The following is a 26,350-nucleotide window of genomic DNA, read 5'->3' as shown; positions in this document are numbered from 1 at the left end:
AACTCAAAATTTACATTGAAAATCAAGTCTTTGCTCTGTTTTTTTTTACTAGAAAAAACAGATGTAAATAACTTACATATAACTTAAGCCGTTACATCTGTTTTATTTTCTGAATTTAAATTACAATTTTTTATTGATATACACGAACATAATCTATATAATATTTTTGAGGCAATACTTTATCATCTACATCCGGTCCTCCAAAATTACCTCCGATTGCCAGATTTAGAATGATATAAAAAGGTTTGTCAAATGGCCAAGTGTTTTCGTTTTTTGGCTGTGGATTAAAACTATAGACCAATTGCTTGTCTACAAAAAAATCAATTTTGTCTTTATCCCATTCAATTGCATAGACATGATATCCTTCTTCGATATTCGGAAAAGGAGTTCGTTTTGTATTTATCGTGTTTCCGTGGCTGTCTTGTGTATGAAGAGTTGTATAGACCATATGAGGATCACGTCCTATATATTCTAATATGTCAATCTCTCCGGTTTTGGGCCATTTTACCTCGTCTATATTAGCTCCCAACATCCAGAAAGCCGGCCATAAACCATGACCTACAGGCAGCTTTGCCCTTGCTTCTATACGGCCATACAAAAACTCTTTTTTGCCCTTTGTGGTTATTTTTGTCGATGTGTATTTTTCGCCTTCCTTACGAGCTTCAATAATTAGTTTTCCGTCTTTAAATTCGTGGTTGTTTTTGGTATAAATCTGTCTTTCATTATTTCCCCAACCACATAAGTTTGGACAGCCGTCTCCTAATTCGTGGTTCCAAAACTTCTCGTTCAATGTTTTTTTATTAAAATTTTCTTCCCAGACTAGTTTTCGATTTTGCTGCTGCGCGAAACCAAGACTGCTGCTCATTATTATTATTAAAAAAAGTTTTTTCATCATACTAAAATTGCTAAATCAAGAAGGCCAGCCTGAACTGACCTTCTATCATTAAAATTACTAATTAATCTAACCTATTGATAAACACGAACATAATCAACCTCCATTGTAGATTGAGTAAAAGCGCTATCAATATTACCTCCCATGTTACCTCCCATAGCAACATTTAAAATCAAGAAGAAATTGTTGTTAAAAGGTAAAGAACCGTCGTTTGTCAACGTATGTATCAATACGTCATCGGCATAAATTTTTATGGATTCTGCGCTCCAAACTGTTTTGTAGACATAAAATTCTGTAGAAACATTCGGAATGGTTTTAGAAGCTGTATTGGCATTTCCACCAGAACGACCTGGATAATGAAAAGTTCCATGCACCAAATTCTGACTGTTCCCAACATGTTCCATAATATCAATTTCACCACAAGCCGGCCAGGTTTGCGTTGCATAATTCTGACCAAGCATCCAAATTGCTGGCCAAGTTCCTCCTCCTGAAGGCAATTTGGCACGAACCTCAACTTTTCCGTACTTAAAGGAATATTTTCCATCCGATTTTAATCTCGCTGATGAATATTCCGCTCCGCCAGAAGTTTCTTTTTTTGCTGTTATTTTCAGAAATCCTCCTTGTACCACTACATTTGTTGCGGCATTGGTATAGTTTTGTTTCTCATTATTTCCCCAGCCATTGTCGCCTCTTCCTAAATCATAAGTCCATTTTGTAGCGTCAGGAGCTCCATCTGTATCAAATTCGTCAGACCAAACTAAATTGGTATAATCTGGACCTGAATTTTGATTTGGAGGTGTCGTAGAAAAGATATGGTACCATGCTAATGCAGGATTTCCGCCCATAACCGCTCTTACAACCATTCTGGTAGCTGTAATTGAAATAATTTCGTACGAACTTTGTCCAATATAATAACCCATAAAACCGCCGTCAGCAAAATTCATGGTAGTTCCTCTTGTTTGTTCTGCATGTTTAGGATTTGCCATTATCACAGATTCTGAAGGGCTTAATGAAACATTTTTAGCACCGCCTGGATTGTAAGCCACACACATATCTTCTGTCAAAGCTGTCCCTGCAACACTTGCAAAATCTTTATTGAAGAAAGTTGCACCACCATTATCTAATTGGAATTTCAACTGATCTCCGTCTAAAGAGAAAGTCAGCACGTTTTCGTATAAACAGCTGCTGTTTGGTGAAGCTGCTTTTTCAAAAGCTCCAGCCTGATAGTAGTTTGCATAGAAATTTTTCTCAGCATCTCCATCATTCTGTCCTACTCCTAAATGCCCTGGTTCTCCAGCTGCCCAATACCATTTTTTAGAGGCACCACCAGTTAGCAATTGAACTGCCTGATCATCGCTGAAATCACTCTGAACCTCAACATCAATTGTGGTATTAGCAGATACTCCCCCTCTTCCGAAAGCAATTACTGTAACGGTATAGGTATTCACTCCTGTTTTAGTAAAACGTTTGGTAATTTTCCCGTTTGGGGCATTATCCGAACTTCCGTCAGCATAAACATATTTGTATGAAATTGCATTAGCTGCCTCTGCCGTAAATTTTACAGATCCTGAACCATCTCCATAAGGAGCACTGGCTGTCTTACCCACTATTTCGGCTGTGATTTTCAGTTCTGAAGGCACATCTATTGATCCGAATGTATAATCATCTTTTTGACAACCCGCCATCAAGAGAATCGTAAATAGGGATGCTATTTTTATAATTAATTTTCTGCTCATGATTTCTTGTTTTTAATTGGATTGTTTTATGTCATCAAAGTAATACGTCTCGCCTAATCCTGTTTTTCCAAAATCTGGAAACAAAATCACTCTGTCGTATTTAATACTTGTACTGAAAGAAGCTGCACTTGTAAGATCAAATGTCAGAACTTCCCAAGCATTGGCAGTTGTGGTCAGTGCTTGTACTTCCAAATTAACACTTGGATTTCCGTTTCCATCTTTAGGAGAAGTTGAAAGCTCCATTTTGTACAATATTGCCGCTCCTACTTTTGGCGACCATACTGTTACTTTTACTTTAGTTCCTTTTGAAGCATCAAACGGACTTTCAAAGTTTAAGCTTGCTCCTCCCCAGGTTTCTGCTCCTGATTTTTTATCCAGTTTCACTACTTTATTTGAAACATTTATACCTGCTTTATTTGCATTTGCAACTACAGAAGCATCTACATTTCCAAATCCGCTCCAAGCATAATTTAATGTACTTGATTCAAAATCAAGTGGCAATGCAATTGTTTCGGCTGCTGTTTTATAGAAATAGATATTATCGATATAAAGATTTTTACCAGCAGGTGTACCAACTAATTTCAATTGGAATATGTCGTTAACAGTCATGCCCTGACTTGTAAATGCAGTAATAGGAATATCTAAACTTGTCCATTGATTTGCAGTCAGATTACTTGTTACAGGTCTCTCTACCGGTCCTGGCTTAATTAGAGATAGCTCAAGTTTTTCTAAATCTGCTGTCCATACATCCAAGTGAATGTATTCCATACCCGAAACATCAATAGTAACATTATCTGCCAGTGCAATTCCTTGATAATTAAGATTGGTATAGTTTAGCATTTTATCTCCATTCAGGTCAAATTCAGAATAACCTGTCGACTGTCCCCAATTTGGATAAAAATTAGTACCCGCAATATTTGTATATTTTGAACTATAAATTGAAATCACATCTCCCGCTTGTCTTCCCGGAGGAGCTGGTGCTGAAGTTGTTGGATTCAATACTAATTTAGCCGTAACCTGTTCAGAGTGTTCAGTTGTTTTAATAGCCGCACTTTTAGATACTATCCTAACCGTATAATTTCCAGCTGCTTGATACGTATACGAAACTGGTTCGCCATTATTAGCCGAAATTGGATCAGGATGTCCTGGCTCTCCAAAATAAACATCATAAAACAAAGCAAAATCAGCAGAAGCTGTAACTGTTATTTTATTAGAAACAATTAAATCATTTGTAATGACTACGCTTAAATTTTCAGGAGCCCTAAAAGAAACTACTACTTCTTTTTCGACTTCAGTTGTTTTTCCGTTCAATCCCATTGCAATGATTTTGGACTTGTAAACTCCTTCTTTATAAATATGAGAAACTGAAGAACCTACACCAAAATAATCAGAATCTGAACTTCCGTCTCCATAACTTATTTTGTATTGTGTTGCTCCTTCGCCTTTTGGCAAAAAAGTAACTTTTCCCGTATTGTCCTGCGTCACAGTTGTCAGGGCAGTAATATTTTGTGGAGAAGCTATATTGTCTAAATCAACTTCGCCAGTATCGTTTGAGCAGGCTATTAAAAGCGCAAAAACGAAAATATGTATAATAAAATGTATCTTTTTCATGTTTGATGTTTTTTTTAGTATCCAGGATTTTGTGCCCAATTTCCGTTAGCAAACTGAATCTCCTCAATAGGAAGTGGGAATAACTCATTTTTATTCGCTTTAAAACCTGGAATTTTACCGGCAGCTTTACCAGTTCTTACCAAGTCAAAGAAACGATGTCCTTCACCTAAAAGCTCCAATCTTCTTTCATTCAAAATATCTTCTGTTAAAGTAGTTGAGACTGTTGTAACATCATGATTCATATCTCCGAAAGCACGTCTTCTAACCAAATTCAGGTATTCTTTTGCTTTTGTATCGCTGATACCTCCTCTGTTGTAAGCTTCTGCTGCCATTAACAAAACATCAGCATAACGAATAGCTCTATAATTATTTGGATTTGTAAGGTTCAAATCTCCCTGAGCTCCTGAGCTTCTTTTTCTTGGAAGGTATTTTCTATTGAAAAATCCTGTGTCTTCATTTCCTTTTCCGAATGTAACACCATTTCCGTTGTCATAAGAGGCATTTGCTTGCGCCCATGCATTAATATCCAGAATCGCCACGTCTTTGCGTTTATCTCCCGCTTCAAAAGCTGCTGCAGCTTCGGCAGTCGGAATATTAAAACTATAACCCGAAGAGAAAAGCGGTCCTGAATAATTTCTGATTCCGTTAAAACCAACCGCTACGTTTCCTTCACTACACTGAAGGCATCCGAAACCAGCGCCCTCAACATCTGTGTATTGTATTTCAAAAACAGATTCAGTTCCGTTTTCTCCGCCTTCTTCAAACATGGCGTTATAATCTGTTACCAGACTGTATTTGCCTGATGTAATTACACCGTCAAGAGCTGTCGCGGCTTGTGTAAATTTTCCCTGAAACAAATATGCTTTTCCTAAAAGTGCCAAAGCCGCTCCTTTGGTTATTCTTCCTTTCTGAGAAGCATCTGGAGACAAATTAGCTGCGGCGAAAATTAAATCTGATTCGATTGACGCATAAACTTCTGAAACAGAAGAACGACCAATAATTTTCTCATCTCCAATTTTAAATCTCGCATCTCCTTTCATCGGAATACCGCCAAACCATTTCACTAATTCAAACTGATAATAAGCTCTTAAAAAACGAGTTTCGGCTATAATCTGGTTTTTACCTGTGAAATCAGTTTTGTCTTTAAATTCAAGAATATAATTAGCTCGCTGCACTCCAGCAAACATCCAGTTCCAAATATCTCTCAAATTGCTGTTAACTGGAGTGTGAATCATATCGTCGATTTGCTGAAAACCAATTACGTCAGTAGGGCTTTCTCCTCCGCAAAGGGTATTATCCGAAGCAATTTCGCCCAAAAGCACATTCACATAAGAAGACTGAAGCAAATCGTAAGCAGCTATTAAAGCATTATCATATTCTTCTTTTGAATTGAAATAATTCTCGGAATCAATAGAATATTCCGGTTTTGGATCCACAAACTCGTCTGAACAAGAAATACTCAAAGTCGAGAACAGCGTTAGTGTTATAATGGTGGTAAAGAAATATTTTTTCATTTTAACTCAAATTAAAAATTAATATTTAAACCCAACAAATACGTTCTTGGAATCGGATAAAATCCGTAGTCTATTCCCGCTCCTATTGGAGATTGAGAAACGTTGTCGCGGTTGCCCGGACCAAAAGACGCTCCTGGATCAAAACCTTTATATTTGGTAAACGTGTAAAGATTGTTTACCCCTGCATAAAGTCTTAGTTTCGTGATACCCGCTTTTTGAGAAACATTTGGATTAAGCGTATAGCCAATTTGAATATTCTGAATTCTGATATACGAAGCATCTTCTATAAAATAATCTGAGAAAACATTATTAGCAGTCGCACCTGTTGTAACTCTTGGTGTTGTTGTAGAAGTTCCTTCTCCTGTCCATCTGTCTAAAACATAATCCAAACGATTGGCATCAGAAAGTGTTCTTTCGTAGTTGCGTGCCATATCATTTCCTATTGATGCAAACGTAAATATGGCAAAATCAAGCGCTTTGTAGTTTAACTGAAGATTGAAACCCATAGTGGCATCTGGAATCGGTTTTCCGATATCAGTTCTGTCACTAGAATTGATAACACCGTCGCCGTTTACATCTACATAACGAATATCACCTGGTGCAGCATTGGCTCCTAATGCAATCTGAGATGGATGCGCATCAATTTCTGCCTGATTCTGAAAAATTCCGTCTGTTTTATAACCGTAGAAATATCCGATTGGTTTTCCTACTTCCATTCTTGATGGTGCCGGCTGACCTACGCCAAAAGCTCCGCCTTCGATAAATCCTGTTCCATTTTTAACTTCTGTAACTTCATTTTTAAGAAAAGTCACATTGTAGCCCACACTCAAACTGAAAGAATCGGATAATTTTTCTTTGTAGTCAATTGCAAATTCAAATCCAGAATTCTTAACCGTCCCTGCATTCAAAGTTGGTGCGCTTGCTCCCGGAGCTCCTGTACCGTTGATTCCTGAAACCGGAATATTCGGAATCAACAAATCTTTTCTTTTATCTATGAAGTAATCAGCAACGATAGAAACTTTATCATTAAATAATTTTAAATCTAAACCGACATCAAATTTCTGTGCTTCTTCCCATTTTAAATCAGGATTCGGAACCTGGCCCATCGCTACACCATTGCCCAATGTTCCATTAAAAACGTATGTTGCTTCTCCATTAAGCAAACCTAAATAGCCATAATTTGGAATCTGGTCATTTCCTAAAGTACCATAACTGGCTCTGAATTTCAAGAAATTGATGAATTTTGGTTCTCCAAAGAAACTTTCGTCAGAAACTACCCATCCACCAGTAAATGAAGGGAAATAACCTACTCTGTTGCCTGGACCGAATCGAGTTGAAGCATCACGTCTTAACATGGCAGAAAGCAAATAACGTCCTTTGTAATCGTATTGAAGTCTTCCAAAATAAGAAAGTCTTCTCTGATCATAAACATAAGAACTGTTTGTAAGCGTTTCTGAAATTCCTTTTGTTAACGAAATATCAGCATTCTCCCAAGTATTATTTGGCACGTCAAATCCAGTTGCCGAAAGTCCGTTACCCCATTGTTTGTATATGGTAGTTCCTAAAGTCCCTGTAATATTATGACTTTCTGCAATTTTTGTATTGTATGTTCCGAAAAGGTCAAACGAATAATCATTATCATTTACTGCTTTTTGCGTTACAGAACTTCTTTGAACATCAAACACTTTTCCGCCGTAACTAATCTGTTTTGAAAAATCTTTAGACTCGCTGTTTGCTGTATTAAATCCAATAGAAGCGGATAGAGTAAATCCTTTAAAGATTTTATAATCTAAGCCAAAATTTCCATTCAGCTTTTTATAATTATAATCGTTATAAGTATTTGCAATCTGAGCCAACGGGTTGATGATTTCAGTTCCCAATCCTGTTGTGCTTGGCACTAAACTGTAATTTCCGTTTTCATCGTAAGGCTTCAAAGTCGCTGGAACATTCAAAGCATTAAAAAGTACCGATCCTAAACCATTTTCATTTAAAGTATTTCTTGTAAAATAAGTATAAATTACATTGGTTTTTAGTTTGAATTTATCACTCAAATCTGCTCCAAGAGCAATTCTCGCCGTATTTCTTAAATAACCAGATTTATCTCCGCCTACAATTCCTTCCTGATCTAAATGAGAACCACTTATAGAATACGTAATTTTTTCAGAACCTCCCGAGATTGTCAAATCGTTATTAATAATTGGTGCCATCTGAAAAACCTCATCCTGCCAGTTGGTTCCATTTCCTAAACCACTCACATTTGGATAAGGTAGAGCTCTTCCGCCATTAGCGTAACTTTCGTTTAATAAAAGGGCGTATTCTGTAGCTTTTAGCGTTGGAAGTTTACGTGAAGTTTCCTGAAAACCAGCATAACTATTAAAAGAAACCCTAGTTTTTGAATTCTTTTTCCCCATTTTGGTTGTAACCAAAATAATTCCGTTTGCTCCAATAGTCCCATAAATTGCTGCCTGAGCATCTTTAAGAACCGTAATGCTTTCAATATCATTTGGGTTTAAAATTCCTAAATCTCCCACATAACCATCCACGATAACCGTTGGTTTATTTTCACCATTTGTGGCTATACCACGAATACGAATATCAAGGGGAGCTCCAGGCGCACCCGACTGTGTGGTAACGTTAACTCCTGAAATAGTTCCCTGAAGCGCTTGTTCTATTCTAGCTGGTTTTAAAATATCGATTGTTTTACTGTCTAAAACAGCAACTGCGCCGGTTACTTCTCTTTTTTTCTGGCTTCCGTAACCAATAACAACTACTTCTTCAAGAGATTTTGCGTCGTCAGTTAATTTCACAGTTAAATTAGTTCCGGAAACTGCTGCTTCTTGCGTTCGAAAACCAATATAACTGAATACAAGGATTGTTCCTTTCGAAACATCCGTTAGTTTAAAAGATCCGTCAAAGTCAGTGGTTGTGCTTTTCGACGAATTTTTAACTTTTACATTTACGCCTGGCAGCGCTAAACCCGAGGCATCGAATACTGTTCCTGTAACATCAAGATTCTGCGCAAAGGCAAAAGATGTAAACAGCAACAATACTGTTAGTAATAATCTAGATTTCATAATAGTTAGTTTTTATTGAAGATTAAAATTATTTTTTCTATTTAACAATACTGCAAAATTAACCTCAACAAAAAACATACATTGCAAAAAATAACCACTAAAATTTCACATATCACAAAAACAAACCTTTAAAAACAAGAAAATTCAAATGTTAATTTTATTAACGTTTTGAGTTAAAACATAGTTAAAAATCAAAATGTTGTGGTAATGTATAGGTTTTTAAATCCTTTTCATCTCAAACTATACAGTGAGAATGTATTCTGCAAGACCATTTTCATGCTTTAAATCCATTTTTTTTCTTAAACGGTATCTTTTTATTTCGACACTTCGAACAGAAATATTAAATAATGGTGCAATTTCCTTTGACGAAAGATTGAGCCTGAGATAAGCACACAAACGAAGATCATTTGGTGTTAATAGCGGATGCAATTGCTTTATTCGTTTAAGAAAATCTTTGTCGGCACTGTCAAAAGCTTCTTTAAAAATTTTCCAGGAATCTTCTTCGCTAATATTATCATTAATCGTCCTGATAACCGATTTGATGTCTTTATTATCATCTTGGGAAGTTTTCTTCAAATCTTCCTTAATAATCGACAGAAGTTCGTTTTTGCTATTCAGACTCATGGTCGAAACAGCCAATTCACGATTTTTATTATCTACATCTTGCGAGAGCTGTTCGTTTCGAAGCATCATCAGCTGACGTTCGTTTTCCAATTCCTGAATTTCCAACAACAAATTGTTTTCTTCTATTAATTTGGCTTCTTGTCTTCTATAAAAATTCTGATAAGCTCTATTTATAAAATAACCGGCGGTAATGATCAATAAAATATATACTAGCCAAGCCAGATTTGTCAAATACCAAGGTTTTAAAACAACAAAGGAATAAACCGCTGTATTCTGCAGAATTGTATTGGCATACCTTGCTCTTACTTTAAAAGTATATTTTCCAGACGGAAGATTTTTAAAATTTATTGTTGCCTTGTTGCTCCATTCGCTCCATTCGTTCTGATAACCTTCGAGCAAATACTGATATTCTGAATTGATGTATTTATTGTATTCCGGAACCGTATAATTTAAGGTGATGTTATTTTCAGTCGATTTAAAACTGCCTTCGCTTGTAAGCTTTACATTCTGCATGTTTTCATTTTGCTTGTTCACCGTTATATCTGTAATTAAAACAGCATAATTCTTAAAACTTAAATCTTCAATATTTAAGGTATAATAACCATCTGTTGTCCCAATAAGGTAAGTAGATTTTGAAATCTGCGTAATATTTTCATAACCCAGCATCGAGTTGGTTAGCGAAGACGGAATCGGAATAATATTCTGTTTTAGTTCGCTGCTTAATTTACTTGCAGAAAAATAATGGATGTAATTTTTAGAAAAAAGCCAGATTTTGTTCGAATTATCAACGATTAATTTACCTGAAGTATATTCATCTTTTTCGAAAATAGAACTGAGCGTTTTGTCTTTTTCAAATTGTTTCGTTTGCTTGTTAAGTTTAAAAATCCCTCCCTTGAAAGCATAATAAATCGAATTATTGAATTTTGTCAAACTGGCATTATTTCCTTTTCGAGGTTCTTTATAAGTAAAATAGCCATTTGTTTTTGTAAAATCGCCATCAGCTTTGAGCCTAAAAATACCTTTGTACTCATGACTTACATAAATATCAAGATGATCATCGATTTCAAAAAAACGGGAAGAATAGTCAAAACCTTTTATTTTGTTTCTAAACGTCCAAGTTCCGTCTTTTTTTTCCAAAACCGAAAGTCCGTAATAATTCCCCTGCAACAACAGTTTTTTCGAATTCGGAACCGGCTCCAATTTCCAAGTTCCTGAACCAGAAAATATATTTTTTGCCGTACTGCCATTTACGATAAAAGTTCCCGAATCGTGTCCGCAGAAAACCATGTTATCATACACAAAAAGAGACCAAACCTGCCCTTTTGTACCTGCAATAAACTTAAACTCTTCATTACTCTGCGTTTTTTTGCAAAACAATCCCTGATTACTTCCTATATACAACATATCATTAAAAACAACAGAAGCATAAACGGTTCCTAGCGCTCCAGAATCATCGGTAAAACTATGAACAGGCGACTGTACATTGATGCAATTTATTCCATTGTCAAGACCCGTCCATAAATTTTGATCTTTATCTTCAAAAAGAGACAAAACAGTATTATTGCTCAAGCCTTTGCTTTGTGAAATATGATATTTTAACTTTCCTTTTTCTGATAAAATGTAAACACCGTTTGAAACCGTTCCCAAAGCAAAACTGCCGTCTTTAAGAATCTGACTACTATAAACAAAACCTGACTTAAGCGCCTGATCTGCATCTGTAGCAAAACGAGTCAAAGTATTCCCAATTAAAGTATACATTCCGTCTAACTGCGTCTGAATCAACAAGCCTTCTGTAATCGGAAAAACATTTACAATCGTGAACTTTTTAAGCGTTGGATGATCTGAAACAAGTTTAGCTTTACCGCTTTCAATTTCAAAAAGCCCTTCTTTAATGGTTTGAAAATAAATCGCATTTTTTGCCGCAAAAGATTTCACAACACCATTTTTAGGAGCAACAATCTTGAATTTTCCTGTTTTGGTATCAAAAATATAAATTCGACTTAAAGACTGAAAAAGAACCCATTGGTCGTACTGAAGAATATTCCAAAACTGTTCATCGTCAAGAATCTTATTTTTTATCTTGTCGCTGAGCGAAGTATATTTTAATTTTCCTGCCGCGTTCCGCATCCAATAGCCAAAATTCATATAACATCCCGTATAGACTTTTGTTCCGATAACCTTTACAGAACGAATTATGGTTTCGTTTGGAGCCGGATACAATTCCCAATTAGTACCGTTGTATTCTAGAAGACCTTCATCATTGGCAAAATAAAGATAATTTTGTTCGTCCTGAGAAATCATCCAATTCTGATTTCCTGCTCCGTATGCAGCAGATGTATATTTGATAATAGGCGGAAACTCCTGTGAAAACAGAAGAATCGTAAAAAAGCAAAAAACGAAAGAAAATTTAGTTTTCAAGGATGGTCGCTGTATTAATTTAGTACTAAAACAGTTCTAAAATAATTCATTTTATAAAGAAAAAACGATTTTTTAATAAAAAATATACCGATTCAGAAATTGCAAAACATAAAAACTGGATTATGATTTAATAAACGAGCCAATTCAAATTAGTTAAAATTTGGAACATTCTCCTTAACAAAACTCAATTCAAAATTGACTACTTTTGTAAAAATTGACTTTTTTTATGCAAATTGACCTTTCTAAAATAGATCCGAAATCAAATATAATTATTAAAGGAGCGCAAGTACATAATTTAAAAAATGTAGATGTTGTGATTCCGCGTAACAAACTGGTTGTCATTACAGGTCTTTCAGGATCAGGAAAATCCAGTTTGGCTTTTGACACCTTGTATGCCGAAGGACAACGTCGTTATGTAGAAAGCTTGTCTTCATATGCGCGTCAGTTTTTAGGTCGTCTAGACAAGCCTAAAGTAGAATACATAAAAGGAATAGCCCCCGCAATTGCCATTGAGCAAAAAGTGAATACTACAAATGCGCGTTCTACTGTCGGCACTTCAACAGAAATTTACGATTACATCAAACTTTTATATGCCCGAATAGGAAGAACGTACTCTCCTGTTTCAGGTCAAGAGGTTAAAAAAAATACTGTAACCGATGTTGTTTCCGATGTAAAAACGCTTCCAATTGACAGTAAGTGGCTTTTACTTTCCCCAATTCATCTAGAAGAAGGAAGACAGTTAGAAGATAAGTTGAAAATACTTTTACAGCAAGGATTTGCGCGTGTTCTCATTGACAATGAAATGATTCGTTTGGACGAATTTACGCCACAGGATATTCACAAGCTTGACAATAAAGACATTTTGCTGGTAATCGACAGAATTGTTGTAAAAGAAGAAGAGGAATTTTTCAATCGTCTTTCAGATGCTGTTCAAACTGCATTTTTTGAAGGAAAAGGAATTTGCTTCATGCAGGAATTAAACGGCGAAAAAAGGTTTTCTTATTCTAATAATTTTGAACTTGACGGAATTGCTTTTTTAGAACCCAATGTTCATTTATTCAGTTTCAATAATCCTTACGGTGCCTGTCCGGTTTGTGAAGGCTACGGAAATATCATTGGCATCGATGCAGATTTAGTAGTTCCTAACACTTCTTTATCTGTTTTTGAAAGCGCAATTTATCCGTGGAGAGGCGACAGCATGAGCTGGTACAAAGATGAATTGGTCAAACATGCTTATAAATTTGATTTCCCAATCCACAAACCGTATTTTCAGCTTACAGAAGAGCAAAAAGACTTGATTTGGACTGGAAATAAGTATTTTCAAGGCTTAAATGATTTTTTTAAGGAATTAGAAGAGAAAAATTACAAGATACAAAACCGTGTTATGCTTTCGCGTTACCGTGGTAAAACAAAATGCCATGTTTGTAAAGGGAAACGCCTTCGCGAAGAAGCTTCATACGTTAAAATAAACGGAAAAACAGTTTCTGATTTGGTCGATTTACCGATTAAGCATTTGGTGACCTTTTTCAAAAACATCGACTTGAACGTTTATGAACAGCAAATCGCAAAACGTTTAATGGTTGAAATCAATAACCGTCTATCTTTTTTAACAGAAGTAGGTTTAGATTACCTGACATTAAACCGTAATTCTGCAACACTTTCGGGAGGAGAATCACAGCGAATCAATCTCGCTACTTCTTTGGGAAGCAGTTTGGTTGGGTCTATGTATATTCTAGACGAACCGAGTATCGGACTTCATCCCAAAGATTCCGAAAAACTGATTAAAGTATTGCTTTCACTTCGCGACTTAGGCAATACCGTTATAGTTGTAGAGCACGATGAGGACATAATGAAAGCCGCTGATATGATAATCGATATCGGTCCAGAAGCTGGAACTTTTGGAGGAAAATTGGTTGCTCAGGGAACTTATGAGGAAATCTTAAAATCAGATTCGCTTACTTCACAGTATTTGAACGGAAATTTAGAAATTTCGGTACCGAAGAAAAGACGAAAATTCAAAAATCATATCGACATTTTAGGTGCAAGAGAAAATAATCTTAAGAATATCGATGTCACTTTTCCTTTAGATGTTTTAACCGTTGTAACTGGAGTTTCGGGAAGCGGTAAAAGTACGCTGATCAAGAAAATCCTTTTTCCTGCTATGCAGAAAAAGCTCGAAAGTGCATCCGAAAAAGCGGGTCAATTCACCGAACTTAAAGGTTCTTTTTCACAAATAAAACATATTGAATACGTAGACCAGAATCCTATAGGAAGAAGTTCTCGTTCTAATCCAGTAACTTATATAAAAGCTTACGACGATATCCGCGATTTGTATGCAAAAGAAAAATTATCAAAAATAAGAGGCTATCAGGCCAAACATTTTTCTTTTAATGTTGATGGTGGAAGATGTGAAACTTGTAAAGGAGAAGGCTCAATAAATGTTGAAATGGTATTTATGGCAGACGTTTCTCTTCCTTGCGAAACTTGTGGAGGAAAACGTTTTAAAAAAGAGATTCTGGAAGTCACTTTTGACAATCAAAACATCAATGATGTACTTACCATGACGATTGATGACGCCATTGCTTTTTTCGAAAAAAACAAACAAACTAAAATTACTCAGAAATTACAGCCTCTTCAAGACGTTGGTTTGGGTTACGTGCAATTAGGACAATCCTCTTCTACCCTTTCTGGTGGTGAGGCACAACGTATCAAACTGGCTTCTTTTCTGGTAAAGGGAGCTACAAAAGACAAAGCTTTATTTGTTTTTGATGAACCAACAACTGGGCTTCATTTTCATGATATTAAAAAGCTTTTGGCGTCTTTTGATGCGTTAATCGAAAAAGGTCATTCTATTATTGTCATCGAACACAATCTTGATTTAATCAAATGTGCCGATTGGATTATCGATCTTGGCCCTGAGGGCGGTGAAAATGGAGGGCATTTGCTTGCAAAAGGAACTCCTGAAGAGGTAGTTAAATCAAAAGAATCTGTAACAGGAATTTATTTGAAAGACAAGTTATAAATTAAATCTATAACCAATAACCAATACCAAAAATCAATAAAAAAGGCCGTAATTCAAAAAATTACGGCCTTTTTTAAGTGCTATTGTGTTAAGCGACAAGACATCTTTCTTCAAAAGGAATGCCTTCCTCATCAATAGCAACTAAAACCTTTTTCTGTTTTGAAGCCTCAAAAGTCAAATACAGCCAAGCAAATGACCATAATCCGAGAGTCAAACAAAAAATCATGAAATTTAAACTGTGGTTGACCACTTTTCCGCCTTTGGAAAGCACGGCAAAAAGCAGTTTGTCATTTCGTTCTTCTAGCGTAAATCCATTACTAACCTTATTAGATATCATCTTAGAAAATACCTGCATACTTTGTTCCTGGTTCAGTTGATTGCTTTTCATAATAATTATTCTCCTAAAAATTAGTCCCGTTCAATTACGTATTACTACAACGTAATTTCATTCAAAATTATTTGATTTAAAAAACACAAAAGCCCATACTTAGGCGTTTTGTTAGCATATATTTAGGCGATTGACCCAAACAATGCTAAATTTTCAGACTAAAGTTAATTTTAATATAATTAATTACAAAATATTTACCTGTTAAATTTTAAAATTTAATCACTCACAACCAATTACTTAACAATTACAGAGCAATAAACTTAATTTAACAATTGAATAAGTTAAACCGAGAAAACTCGCTTATATTTTAATGTTAGCCTTTCTTAGTAATGAGTCGATTACATTATTAATATCTGATGAAATTTTAAATTTATAATTCAGATATACATACAGAATCGTTACCAAAATAGATTTTAAAGCGATACTGATCAATTGGAAAAATGGAAATTCCCAAAAGTAAAACAATAAAAACAATGCAAAAGTTAGCACAATTGAATGAATGGTCTGTTTTGAAAACGGATATAAATCCAGTTTTTTGACAACAAACAACAGTTTTGCCAAACTATACAAAGTAATTGATAAAAGTGTTGCAAATGCAGATCCAAAAATCCCTAAGTAAGGTATAAAAATCATGTTCAATACAATGGTAAGAAATACCAGAAGCAATCCTAGGTAAAGCACCATTCGGTAATATTTTGTATTGAAAATAATGGCATTGTTATTTCCTAAAATCAAATCAAAATATTTAGAAAGACCAATCATAAACACAACCCAGATTCCGCCACTGTATTCTTTTGGAACCAACTCATATAACTGATTGATATTCACAAAAATGCACAACATCACAAATCCGCCCACTATTTGTAGGTTTATAGATGTTTTTTTATAAAGTCGATTCAATTCGTCGTGTTTGTTTTCATGCATCAGTTTTGCCGTAATCGGATACACAATTTGATGCATCGCGCGACTCGGAACAGAAATAACCAAAGCAATATAAGTGGCGACAGAATAATATGCAATATTCTCAATTTTCATGTATTGATTCAGCATCAGCTTATCACCGTCTAAAAGCAAATTAGCAACGCTTCCAGAAAGAATTATGTAAAAAGTATATTCCATTACACTTTTTACATTTTTAGGAATTGTAATCTGAAAATTGGGTCTTTTTATGTAGAAAGCATAAAACATGGTTACGATAAAGGCTGTAAAGTAAATTCCTGCCGTAACATACACAAACTCAACGAGCGTAATCCAGTTAAAATAAAGTCCTATTAATGCAATGGTAGACAAAAGCCTTAAACCTACTTCTTTTATAAAATTGCCAAAAACCGAATGCATATGCACTCTCGCCCACGCATAAAATATCTCAAAATAAGCCATACAAATTCCGATAAAAGGAATAAGCAACATAAATTCTTTTACAACTGGATTCTCTTTAGACACAAATTCTGTAATATCATCAAAGAAAAAGAAACCAATTATACCAAGCGGAATGCACATTAAAATAGGAAACAAAGCCGTAAAAGAAAGAAACTGTTCTCGTTCTTCTTCGGTTTCATACTGCGAATAAAATTTCACCATTGTATTCTGCATACCGATTGCAAATAAAGGCATAATAACATTTGCAGCAGAAGTCACGTAATTCGTTAATGCATAATAGGTTGCGCCCAAAAAAACGGGATATAGATATAGAGTATTAATGGCGCCAATTGCAAAACCAATATATGTAATGATAGTATTTTTAAAAGATTGATTTAAGACAATGCCCATTCTTTAATTTTATATTGTATGTTTTTTGATTCTCAAAAGCTATTGATTATTTAATCAGCTGTGCTAATTGCTTGGTCAGGTTTTTTCGTGAATATTGCTGTAAACCAACTCCATGCGATTGCAGTTTCCCTTCCAAAAACTGATTAAAAAAGTCCAAAATTACGCTTTTTAATTTCGCTTTTTCAGAATAATCAAAAAATACTCCTGTATTCGTCTCCGTTACAATATCTGCAAAATCAGAACCATTCGGTCCTATGGCAATTATAGGGCGGTTTGAAACCATATATTCGAACAATTTACCTGGAATAATGCTTTTAGTATCCTCAGAGTTTATTTCGATTAAAAGCAAAACTTGCGATTTACGCTGATGAGTTACAGCTTCTTTATGAGACACATATCCTAAGAGATTCAAATAATCATTTAATTGAAACTCTTTTATTGAATCTAAAACTTCCTGACTTACGGCACCAATTAATTTAATTTCTAAATGAGCCCTAAAATCAGGTATTTCATTAAGGAGTTCTGTCAAAACTTCCCATAAAAAATGCGGGTTACGATCTGATAAAAACGAGCCGATATGCGCTAAGGTAAATTTATTGTCTAAAGTTTGCTTCTCAACACTTTCTACATCATAACCATTTGTGATTACACTAATAGGTCTATTTGTAATAGCCTGAAATTCTGCCTTTGTCGTTTTGCTGGTAACAATGATTTCGTCTGCAGCATTCAAAACTTTATGCTCTAATTTTTTATGTCTTTTAGCAGCATACGATGACAAACGAAGGGCTTTATGATAACCAATAGTTGTCCATGGATCGCGAAAATCGGCAAACCATTTTACATTTAATTTTTGCTGGAGCTCTAAACCGATTAAATGAAGGCTGTGTGGTGGCCCTGAAGTAACAATCGTATCGATGTTATTTTCTTTAATGTATTTTTCAAGATAAGCAACAGATGGTTTTACCCAAAACACACGCGCATCCGGAATAAAAAGATTGCCACGCACCCAGAGAAAAGTCTTATCCAGAAATGTTTGCTTTTTCTTTTGCGGAAAAATTCCCGAACTGATTTTTTTCGTCTTATTTTTCGAAAAAATGGAAGCCAGCTGATATGGCTCCCAAATTTTATTCTTTAAAACAACTACTTTATCGGACACTTCACCCAACAATCCTTCGTCAACAATTGGATAAGTTGGATTTTCTGGAACGTAAACAATTGGCTGTACATCAAAATCTGGCAGATATTTTACAAATTTTAACCAACGTTGCACACCCGGACCTCCCGCAGGTGGAAAGTAATAAGTAATTATTAAAAGTTTTTTTTGTTCCAATTTATTTTATTAAGATAGTTACAGTAACTAAATATTTTTTTCTTTATCATCATTCAGCTTTCCAAGCTCTTCAATATCTAAAATATCTTTTGGTCTATTAGCTGCTTTTTTAGCAATAATTAAATTATCATAATCTATAAAATAAACTGGCGTTTTATCTATCATTACAACTGTTGCGTCTTCTAATAAAGAAGAAAAAGGTTTGTCTTCTAAACCTTTTACAGCCGTCATAATATCAAGTCTCAAACCATAATTTAGTGTAAAATCAGTCCAACCTGGAATAAATTGCATAGTTTCAATGGTTTCAAAATCTCCAAGATTAATTGACTTTAAAGCTTTTCGTAAATTCAGTCGATTTTCAATTGTGTCCTCTAAATAAATGTCAATATCTCCAGTATTCCTATTATACCCATATATATTTACAGCAAATCCACCAATAGTTATATACTTAACTTTGTTCTCAAAAAAACTATTCCAAATAGCAATTATCTGCTCATTCATTGTTTTTTAGATCGAATTACTTTAGCAGTTTTTAGAGTATACGAAACTTCAATAATTGCCATTAGCCTTTCTAATCTTTCCAGATACGAAAGTGATTTGACTTCGGCTATTCTTTTAGCTTCTAATTCTTGTGGAGTACCAAAACTTAACACGTTCTTTTTCATTGTTCTGTTTTTACATCAAAGTAAAGATACAAAATGATATAGTAAACAGACATTATTCCTGTGTTTTGTATTCAGACCTTTTGCCTTTATTTTTACTTTCAAAGTAAATACCGCCAATCAAAAGCAAGAACATTCCAATTGAACTTACTAGATTGATTGTTCCTCCTACTTTGACAACTTTTGGCTCAAATTTGAACTCAATTGTATGTTTTCCGCCAGGAATCTCCATTGCTCTCAAAACATAATCTACAGGAAAATGAGGTTTTAATTCTCCGTCGATGTAGGCGTTCCATCCATTTTTGTAATAAATTTCAGAGAATACGGCCAAAGCATCTTTTGTCGTATTAGATTTGTATTTGATATAGTTTGGTTTGTAAACTTCTACCGCAATTGTTCCAGTAGTATCCCACTGCTTTTTCATTCTGGCATTTTTAAATTTGCCTTCATGTTCACGAACATTAAAAACAGCTGTTTTTTTAGTATCTAAATGATCTAAAGCTTTCATAACATCGTCTGGTTTGTTTACTAGTTTTACACTGCTTACAAACCAAGCATTTCCGTTTGCATCTGGATTAATAATTGGCATAGGAGCTCCAGTACTATCTGTCTGAATAACATACTTAACATTTAACATATTAAGCACTTCCAGATTGTTTTTCGCAATTTGATAATCAAAAAGTTGCTGCATTTTTCTAGGTTTTGCAGCATGATAACCTCCAATTGAATTATGAAAATAAGAAGCTCGTGCGCTCGACATATTGCCACTTAGCTCAAAAACTCTGTAAAATGATTTATCTTCTAGAATTTTTGCATCTGCTGCGGTTTCTTGAAATGGCGCAGCAATTTGAACCGGACTAACAAAATCTTTAGCCGACACGTATTTTTTGTCTACAAAGAACAAATCGAAAATCATCAACAGACCAACAATAATAAGAGTTGTTATGTCTGAAAGTGTTTTTTTTATGAAAAGCCATAAAATCACAAAAACAACCACAATTAAGAATCCCGAACGCAACAAATCTGCATAATACATTGTTACTCGGTCTTCTTTTAAAACATCAACAAAGTCTGGTCCGTAGCTATCTAAAAAGTAGTTGTCATTCATTCCTGAAAAATGGAAAAATCCTTTTGCAACCACTAATATCAAAATTACTCCCAATCCGAAAACTCCTGTCTGTACAAGTGCCTTCTGTTGTAGTTTAGGTTCCTCTTTTGCTTTAAAAAATGCCTGAATACCCATAACAGCCAAAACAGGAAAACACAATTCAAGAATAACCTGAATAGATGAAACTGCTCTGAATTTGTCGTACATTGGCACATAGTCGATAAAAAAGTCAGTTAAGAGTGCGAAATTTTTTCCCCATGAAAGTACAAGCGAAAATAAAGCTCCTGCAAGAAAGACATATTTTATTTTTCTGTCATCAATAAATAAAGCCAAAACCGCTAAAAAAAACACTACAACACCGATATAAGCCGGTGCTGCAACAATAGGCTGATCACCCCAATAAGTTGGCATTCCCGACACAAAATTTTCTGCATCAGAAGAAGGCACATTGTGTGCAATCATAAATTGATACATGCTACTGTCTGTTCCTACATTTTCATGATTTGAACCTCCAAAAAGCCTTGGAGCTATCAAATTGAAACTTTCTGCAATTCCGTAACTGTATTCTGTAATATATTCGCGGCTTAAAGCATTCTCATTCAACTTTTTGCTTCCGTCAGGATTATAAGTCAGTTCGCTGTTGCTTCGGGTACTAAATTTGGCATATTCGCTAGTAGCCAATAAATTTCCAGCATTAGAACCTATAGCAAAAATTCCGGCTGTTAGTAAAACTCCTGCTGAAATTAAAAGCGGTTTGAATTGTTTTTCTTTAATAAAAGTAAAAGCAAAATAACCCGAAAGTATCAATAAGAAAATCAGTAAGTAATACGTCATCTGGAAGTGGTTGGCATTAATTTCTAACGCCACAGCAAACATGGTGAGCAATCCTCCCCAAATGTATTTTTTTTGAAAAACAAGAATAAATCCTGCAATGACCAAAGGCATATAGGCAATTGCATGTGCTTTTGCATTGTGCCCTACACCCAGGATGATAATTAAATAGGTAGAAAAACCAAAAGCAATCGCTCCGATAAAAGCTTTTAATGGATCTGTTTTTAAAACCAACAACAAGCCATAAAAACCTAAGAAATATAGAAATAAGTAATCTGCTGGTCTTGGAAGAAAACGCAGCATATCGTCTATCTTGCCAACAAAATCATTAGGATAATTTGCTCCAAGCTGATAAGTCGGCATTCCGCCAAAAGCTGAATTGGTCCAATAAGGTTCTTGATGTTCCGCTGCTCTAAAGTCATTCTGCTCTTTTGCCATTCCGGTATATTGAGCAATATCCGACTGGAAAATTTGTTTTCCTTGAAGAACTGGATAAAAATAAATTAACGAAACTAGAATAAAGCCCATGATAACAAGGGCATGCGGATAGAACTTATTAAGTATTTTCAATTTTTGGCTGGTTTGGGTTAAATAATGGATCCTAAATTCAGGATACAAATCTAATCTATTTCTTCGTAATCGACATAATCACCCACTTTTTTGGTCTCTCGTGGATTTTTGGCATTAGCCGTATTAATGATTATCTCGTCATTGCTATTATTATGAGTGTTTTGCCACATATTGTCTTGTCTGTACTGTTGTTGCTGTCTCTGAAAACTTTCGTTTGCATTATCTACAGCCTTTTTTACCAATACTGGCAAAAAGATTCTGGCCATAAATTTGAAAATATAATAAAAGGCAATTATACCTAATATCCATCTTAAACCTGTCAATGATGCTTCTTGCATAATTATATAATTTTTGTCAAAATTAATAAATCCGTCGTTTAAAAATAAAATATCAATCTTAAATAAATAATAAAATATGTACATTTGAAATGCGTTATTACATTTTAATCCCCAAAAAAACTTTTATGTTAAAAATCAAAAACTTACTTGCCTCGGTACTTTTTTTTATTCCACAACTTTTTTTTGCGCAATATACCGATGTAATCAATTCTAACCGCCCAGGCGAAACGATGTCGGCTTTTGGCGTTGGAAAAAATGTGATTCAGGCCGAATTTGGTGTTTATGGCATCAAAGAGAAACACGACTTATTAGACTATGACGCCAGCGGTCTTGGAACCGATTTAACAGTTCGCTATGGTGCATTCCTTGAAAAACTGGAGTTTATACTTGATGTACAGTATCAACGAGAAAAATTTGATACGCCTTATACAAGCTACGAAAAAAACAACTTCAGACAGACTGTCCTGGGAGCAAAATATCTTATTTATGACCCTTTCAGAAATTACAAGAGAGCCAAAAATATTTACAGCTGGAAAGCAAACTATACTTTTGACTGGCATTCGCTAATTCCTGCTGTGTCTATATTTGCAGGAGCAAATTTTACAGCGGCTAGAAATCCGTATTATTTTTCTAATGACGGAGCAATATCTCCAAAAGTAGTTTTGGTTACTCAAAACCTTTTGGGAGGCGGGAAATGGGTTTTTGTTACCAATATTATCGCCGATTATATAACGACTGATTATCCAAGTTACGGATATGTATTAACTTTGACCCGTGGATTTAATGACCGATGGTCGGGCTTTATTGAAAATCAGGGCTACAAAAGCGATTTCTACAGCGATGCCATTGTTCGTGGCGGCGCAGCTTATCTCTTAAGTCCGAATATGCAGATTGACGCTTCGATAAGCACCAATTTTAAGAATACACCGTCTGTTTTGTATGGAGGAGTTGGAATTTCTTGGCGTTACGACGGCTGGTATAAAGAAAAACAAAGCGAAGTAAAAGCCGAAGAAAAATCCAAAAAGAATAAAGATAACGAAATGGAGCAACGCGAAACTGATTATCAGGAACAAGAAAGAAAACGAAAATCTAAATACGAATAAATTAACTAACTTTTCTTCCAAGAAATTAGAAGACATTTTACACTTCAATCTTAATGATTACAATTAAAGAAGCCAAAAGCAAGAAAGAATTAACCGAATATATCAAATTTCCTTTTTCACTATATAAGGACAATCCTTATTGGGTACCACCAATAATTGCCGACGAATTAGAGTCTTTTGATAAAACCAAAAATCCTGCTTTTGATAATGCGGAAGCTTATTTTTACTTGGCTTATCGCGACAACAAAATTGTCGGACGTATTACGGCTATTATCAACTGGTCTGAAGTTAATAATCAGCACAAAAGAAAAGTGCGTTTTGGCTGGTTTGATGTAATTGATGACATCGAAGTTACTAAAGCATTGCTTGAAAAAGTCTTTGAACTGGGAAGAAAACATAATCTTGAGCACGCAGAAGGCCCAATGGGATTCTCAAATTTAGATAAAGTTGGAGTACTTACTGAAGGTTACGACCAAATTGGAACTATGATTACTTGGTACAATCATGCTTATTATGTTACACATCTTGAGCAGTTAGGTTTTGTAGTCGAAAAGCAATATATAGAAAGTATTTTTCCGTTTTCGAATGTAAAACCGGAGCTTTTTCAGAAAGCAACTGCTTTAATCAAAAAACGTTACGGATTAAAATCGCTTACTTTTACCAAAACAAAAGACATTATGCCTCATGTAGACAAAATGTTTGATTTGTTTAATGAGTCTTACGCGAAACTGGCTTCATTTGTAGCGATTTCTGATATCCAAAAAGAATATTTCAAAAAGAAATACATCAGTTTTATAAATCCGGAATACATTAAGTTTGTTGTTGATGAAAATGACAAATTAATAGCTTTCAGCATAGTAATGCCAAGTTTTACAGAAGCTTTACAGAAAATAAAAGGAAAATTATTCCCGTTCGGATTTCTTCATCTGCTTAAAGCAAAAAAACACAGTAAAGATGTGGTTTTTTACTTAATCGGAGTTCAGCCTGAATATCAAAACAAAGGTGTTACTGCAATTATTTTTGATGAATATTACAAAACTTTCTCAGAAAAAGGAATTCGAAACTGTATCAGAACTCCCGAATTGTTAGAAAACAATGCCATTCACTTGCTTTGGAAAAATTTTGATCCGATTATTCATTGTCAAAGAAAAACTTATCTGAAGAATCTTTAATGTTAAAGTGTTCAGTCTTCAAAAACTAAATTAATCATATAAAAAAATCCATTCGCCCCCAAACGAATGGATTTTTTACAATGAAAAAATTCAATTATTTATTCTACTTTACAATCTACTTTTGTCAAAGTGTTTTTTTGATCAAATTTCAATTTTGATTTATCTTTAAAAGCAACTTTATCATTAGAAGTCACAATATCCCCATATCCTTCAATAAGAGCGCCGTCTTTCTGAAGAAAAGCGACCTCTCTTACAGACGAAACACCTTCAGACGAAAAAGTATAATCTCCAATTAGTGTATCTCCTTTCATATTTCCAATTAGAGTGCCTTCATTTTTATCTTTTCCTGTTAAATCATAACGCAGTTTTCCGTTTACTTCCTGATGTGAATTTACATTAAAGCTCAATTCAATGACATTTCCATTCGCTCTCCATGCATAACACTGGTCTCCTGCAGGCTCTAAAATTTCGGCTTCTTTTGGTGGACTTGGTGTAATTTGGACAGGTTCTGTTGTGGTTGTTTCTTTTTTACATGATGTAAAAATCGACAAAACAATTGCTGTTAGTGTTAGTACTTTTTTCATAAATATTCATTTTATTTTGTTGATTATGAAATAAAGTTACTTCAAATAAAAAAAAATCCACTCTTACAAAGAATGGATTTTTTTACATAATTCCCACTACTGGAAATTGATATTTTAAATCAGAAATTACGAAACGTCAACTGTTGTTTTTTCAGCGATTTCTTTATAAGTTCCATTTACTAATTTTTCGCGGATTGCTTCAAAAGCCGATAGAGTTTCTTCGATATCTGCTAAAGTATGCGAAGCCGTTGGAATCATTCTCAACAAAATAATTCCTTTTGGTATAACTGGATAAACAACAATTGAAAGGAAAATTCCGTAGTTCTCTCTTAAATCGTTTACCATCACCATCGCCTCAGGAATACTTCCCTCTAAGTAAACTGGTGTAATACAAGTGTTTGTATCACCGATATTAAATCCTTTTTGTTTTAATCCGTTTTGCAATGCATTTACGTTTTCCCAAAGCTTATCTTTAATTTCTGAAGAATTACGCAAAAGCTCTAAACGTTTTAATGAACCAATTGTCTGGATCATTGGCAACGCTTTTGCAAACATCTGAGAACGCAAGTTATATTTTAAATAATCAATTACTGATTTGTCTGCCGCTACGAAAGCACCAATATTTGCCATTGATTTTGCAAAAGTAGAGAAGTAAACATCAATCTCGTCTTGAACTCCCTGCTCTTCACCTGCTCCTGCTCCTGTTTTACCAAGAGTTCCAAAACCGTGTGCATCATCAACCAACAATCTGAAATTGTATTTTTTCTTTAAGGCTACAATTTCTTTCAGTTTTCCTTGCTGGCCTCGCATTCCAAATACTCCTTCGGTAATAAATAAGATTCCGCCTCCAGTTTCTTCTGCCATTTTTGTAGCTCTCTGAAGGTTTTTCTCCATACTTTCAAGATCATTATGTTTGTACGTAAAACGTTTACCCATATGAAGACGAACACCATCAATAATACAAGCATGCGAATCTACATCGTAAACAATAATATCGTTTTTAGTAACCAAAGCATCAATGATAGAAACCATTCCTTGATAACCAAAATTCAATAAATAAGCTGATTCTTTCATTACAAAGGTAGCCAACTCATTTTCTAACTGTTCATGATAAGTAGTGTGACCAGACATCATACGAGCTCCCATTGGGTATGCTGCACCAAATTGAGCTGCTGCATCAGTATCTGCTTTACGTACTTCTGGATGATTTGCAAGTCCTAAATAGTCATTTAAACTCCAGTTTAGGATGTTTTTCCCGTGAAATTGCATTCTTGGACCTAACTCACCTTCTAATTTTGGAAAAACATAATAACCCTCTGCCTGCGAAGCCCATTTTCCTAACGGCCCTTTATTTTCTTGAATTCTTTCGAATAAATCTTTTACCATAATATGTTGTAGTAATAATTTTAATGTAAACAGCGTGCAAAAATAATCATTATTATTCTAAAATTCAGACCCTCATTTATTTTTATTAAAAAATAATACGAGATACCGTACTGGCTCTACAAATCCAGTTTTTTCGACGCCTAAATTAAAATTAAATGAATAATAAAAATCGAATCATGATTTTTATCATAATAAAAGACAAATTAGTCTTTTATTT

General features: G+C 34.7%; 18 protein-coding genes. 3 read left to right on the top strand and 15 right to left on the bottom strand.

What is annotated here, in order from left to right; all coding sequences use genetic code 11:
- Positions 1-130: 130 nt before the first annotated feature.
- From ACFFLS_RS07810 to ACFFLS_RS07785, 6 genes are all read right to left on the bottom strand, one after another.
- Positions 131-865 (bottom strand): glycoside hydrolase family 16 protein, encoded by a 735-nt coding sequence (locus ACFFLS_RS07810; RefSeq protein ID WP_379685973.1) that lies wholly within the window; start codon positions 863-865, stop codon positions 131-133.
- Between the two features lie 101 nt (positions 866-966).
- Positions 967-2,628, bottom strand: coding sequence for a glycoside hydrolase family 16 protein (locus ACFFLS_RS07805; protein ID WP_379685972.1), 1,662 nt, complete (start codon positions 2,626-2,628; stop codon positions 967-969).
- A 12-nt stretch (positions 2,629-2,640) separates the two neighbouring features.
- Positions 2,641-4,239 (bottom strand): hypothetical protein, encoded by a 1,599-nt coding sequence (locus tag ACFFLS_RS07800; protein ID WP_379685971.1) that lies wholly within the window; start codon positions 4,237-4,239, stop codon positions 2,641-2,643.
- A 14-nt stretch (positions 4,240-4,253) separates the two neighbouring features.
- Positions 4,254-5,753, bottom strand: a complete 1,500-nt coding sequence (locus ACFFLS_RS07795; protein ID WP_379685970.1) for a RagB/SusD family nutrient uptake outer membrane protein — start codon at positions 5,751-5,753, stop codon at positions 4,254-4,256.
- Between the two features lie 11 nt (positions 5,754-5,764).
- On the bottom strand, positions 5,765-8,827 hold the full coding sequence (locus ACFFLS_RS07790) for a SusC/RagA family TonB-linked outer membrane protein (RefSeq protein ID WP_379685969.1): 3,063 nt from the start codon (positions 8,825-8,827) through the stop codon (positions 5,765-5,767).
- 240 nt (positions 8,828-9,067) lie between these two features.
- Positions 9,068-11,869, bottom strand: coding sequence for a helix-turn-helix and ligand-binding sensor domain-containing protein (locus ACFFLS_RS07785; RefSeq protein WP_379685967.1), 2,802 nt, complete (start codon positions 11,867-11,869; stop codon positions 9,068-9,070).
- 226 nt (positions 11,870-12,095) lie between these two features.
- Between ACFFLS_RS07785 and uvrA the strand changes: the two genes are divergently transcribed.
- The gene (gene uvrA / locus ACFFLS_RS07780; RefSeq protein WP_379685966.1) at positions 12,096-14,891 is read left to right on the top strand and encodes an excinuclease ABC subunit UvrA; all 2,796 of its coding nucleotides are present in this window, start codon (positions 12,096-12,098) and stop codon (positions 14,889-14,891) included.
- A gap of 88 nt (positions 14,892-14,979) precedes the next feature.
- On the opposite strand, the gene ACFFLS_RS07775 is transcribed toward uvrA, so the two are convergent.
- The 7 genes from ACFFLS_RS07775 to ACFFLS_RS07745 form a co-directional block, all read right to left on the bottom strand.
- A complete protein-coding gene (locus ACFFLS_RS07775) occupies positions 14,980-15,279 on the bottom strand; it encodes a hypothetical protein (RefSeq protein WP_379685965.1) in 300 nt (99 codons plus the stop codon).
- 300 nt (positions 15,280-15,579) lie between these two features.
- Positions 15,580-17,049: an oligosaccharide flippase family protein gene (locus ACFFLS_RS07770; protein ID WP_379685964.1), complete on the bottom strand. Its 1,470-nt coding sequence runs from the start codon at positions 17,047-17,049 to the stop codon at positions 15,580-15,582.
- Between the two features lie 46 nt (positions 17,050-17,095).
- Positions 17,096-18,379, bottom strand: a complete 1,284-nt coding sequence (locus ACFFLS_RS07765) for a glycosyltransferase family 4 protein (RefSeq protein WP_379685963.1) — start codon at positions 18,377-18,379, stop codon at positions 17,096-17,098.
- 27 nt (positions 18,380-18,406) lie between these two features.
- Complete coding sequence (locus ACFFLS_RS07760) at positions 18,407-18,880, bottom strand: nucleotidyltransferase (RefSeq protein WP_379685962.1); 474 nt, start codon at positions 18,878-18,880, stop codon at positions 18,407-18,409.
- On the bottom strand, positions 18,877-19,044 hold the full coding sequence (locus tag ACFFLS_RS07755) for a hypothetical protein (protein ID WP_379685961.1): 168 nt from the start codon (positions 19,042-19,044) through the stop codon (positions 18,877-18,879). Before ACFFLS_RS07755 ends, ACFFLS_RS07760 begins: the two co-directional genes overlap by 4 nt.
- Positions 19,045-19,096: 52 nt before the next feature.
- On the bottom strand, positions 19,097-21,550 hold the full coding sequence (locus tag ACFFLS_RS07750; RefSeq protein WP_379685960.1) for a hypothetical protein: 2,454 nt from the start codon (positions 21,548-21,550) through the stop codon (positions 19,097-19,099).
- 50 nt (positions 21,551-21,600) lie between these two features.
- A complete protein-coding gene (locus ACFFLS_RS07745; protein ID WP_379685959.1) occupies positions 21,601-21,888 on the bottom strand; it encodes a DUF4834 family protein in 288 nt (95 codons plus the stop codon).
- Between the two features lie 125 nt (positions 21,889-22,013).
- On the opposite strand from ACFFLS_RS07745, the gene ACFFLS_RS07740 reads away from it, so the two are divergent.
- Together ACFFLS_RS07740 and ACFFLS_RS07735 are read left to right on the top strand one after the other, a co-directional pair.
- Positions 22,014-22,991 carry a transporter gene (locus ACFFLS_RS07740; RefSeq protein ID WP_379685958.1) on the top strand — a complete coding sequence of 326 codons (978 nt, stop codon included), beginning with the start codon at positions 22,014-22,016 and terminating at the stop codon, positions 22,989-22,991.
- A gap of 53 nt (positions 22,992-23,044) precedes the next feature.
- Positions 23,045-24,163 carry a GTP cyclohydrolase gene (locus tag ACFFLS_RS07735; RefSeq protein WP_379685957.1) on the top strand — a complete coding sequence of 373 codons (1,119 nt, stop codon included), beginning with the start codon at positions 23,045-23,047 and terminating at the stop codon, positions 24,161-24,163.
- Positions 24,164-24,261: 98 nt separating this feature from the next.
- On the opposite strand, the gene ACFFLS_RS07730 is transcribed toward ACFFLS_RS07735, so the two are convergent.
- Together ACFFLS_RS07730 and capB are read right to left on the bottom strand one after the other, a co-directional pair.
- The gene (locus ACFFLS_RS07730; RefSeq protein ID WP_379685956.1) at positions 24,262-24,747 is read right to left on the bottom strand and encodes a hypothetical protein; all 486 of its coding nucleotides are present in this window, start codon (positions 24,745-24,747) and stop codon (positions 24,262-24,264) included.
- 126 nt (positions 24,748-24,873) lie between these two features.
- A complete protein-coding gene (capB, locus tag ACFFLS_RS07725; RefSeq protein WP_379685955.1) occupies positions 24,874-26,133 on the bottom strand; it encodes a cysteate-C-fatty acyltransferase in 1,260 nt (419 codons plus the stop codon).
- Positions 26,134-26,350: the final 217 nt, after the last annotated feature.

The organism is Flavobacterium procerum (assembly GCF_042431625.1).
GTDB classification, from domain to species: domain Bacteria; phylum Bacteroidota; class Bacteroidia; order Flavobacteriales; family Flavobacteriaceae; genus Flavobacterium; species Flavobacterium procerum.
Note: the sequence above shows the minus strand (reverse complement) of the source record. Positions and strands in the feature narration are given on the sequence as shown.